At 43.3% G+C, this 1,282-nt stretch carries 1 protein-coding gene; it reads left to right on the top strand.

Annotated features, from left to right (window positions below; translation table 11 throughout):
- Nucleotides 1-206: 206 nt before the first annotated feature.
- Nucleotides 207-1,282: transposase (locus tag BACCOP_RS02510; protein WP_007565872.1), on the top strand; the 1,076-nt coding region annotated here is incomplete at its 3' end.

Raw genomic sequence — 1,282 nt, 5'->3', positions numbered from 1 at the left:
ACCGAAAGATTAAAAGTTAAACAACAGAACCGGCAAAAGCTGGTTCGGAAACACTAAAGAGGTCATTGAAATGTTGTCAAAAACGAATGGTTAAGCATGAAGAAATGTGCTGAAAAAAGAGAGCTAACCTGCTGATAATAAAGGAGGAAAGTATTGCATAATTCGTTATTTCTTAGTAAATTAGAAGTCTCTGAACTCTTCTGATTATGACTAAAGAAACACTCCTTATGCAATACCAATCCGAGTGCCTGTCGGCTCTCAAATCAGTAGCGAATATACACAAACCTTTTGAAAAAGCATTCATGGACACCATGAAATTATTCATGGCCATCCCGGATCGTATAAATTTCCTTCAATTGGGCAGATATGGCTGTTTCTCAGAACAGACTTATCGCAACCTTTTTGAGCATGAAACTTTCGACTGGTTTGCGTTCAACGGATCTATCATCAGCAAGTATCTCACAGGCAAAAGAAAAGCCATCGCCATCGATCCTTCCTATATTCCCAAATCAGGCAAGAAGACACCTTGGATAGGTTACTTCTGGTCCGGTTGTGCAGGAGAATACAAGCGTGGACTGGAAATCATGGGCATCGGTGTCATTGACATCGACAACCATGAATGCATGACTTTAGGTTCCATTCAGACGCCGGATTGTAAGACCTTGGATAATATGGACAAGAACCTTGTTGACTGGTACAGCTGCTATCTTATCAGCAGAAAAGACAAGCTGCAAAGCATATCCAAAACGGTGGTTGCAGACGCATTCTTTTCCAAGGAAACTTTCGTAACACCTATGTGTGAGAACGATTTCCATGTCATCAGCCGCTTTCGGAATGACGTAATCCTGTACTATCCGACATTGGAACAGAAAACAGGAAAACGTGGCCATCCCAAGTGGTTTGACGGCAGGATTGACTTTGCCAATCTGGATTTGACCCGGTGCAAGGAATACGAGGTGAACAAGGGAAAGCTATACGGATTGAGGGTATATGCAAAAGCTCTCAAAAGGTATGTTTCCTTAGCCATCTGGTATCCGATGGACGGGAGGACAGACAAGTGGCAGCTTTACTTCTCTACAGACGATTCCATGGATGGACGTGAGGTGCTGGATTATTACAGAACCAGGTTCCAACTGGAATTTTGCTTTAGAGATGGCAAGCAGCATGCAGGAATCACCAGCTGCCAGTCTACCGACTTCAGGAAATTGGATTTTCACTTCAATGCATCGCTTGCTGCTGTCAACTTGGCCAAAGCGGCATGTAAGAGGCTCGGAATAACCTA

Source organism: Phocaeicola coprocola DSM 17136, assembly GCF_000154845.1.
GTDB lineage: Bacteria > Bacteroidota > Bacteroidia > Bacteroidales > Bacteroidaceae > Phocaeicola > Phocaeicola coprocola.
This window is presented reverse-complemented; position numbering and strand designations above follow the sequence as displayed.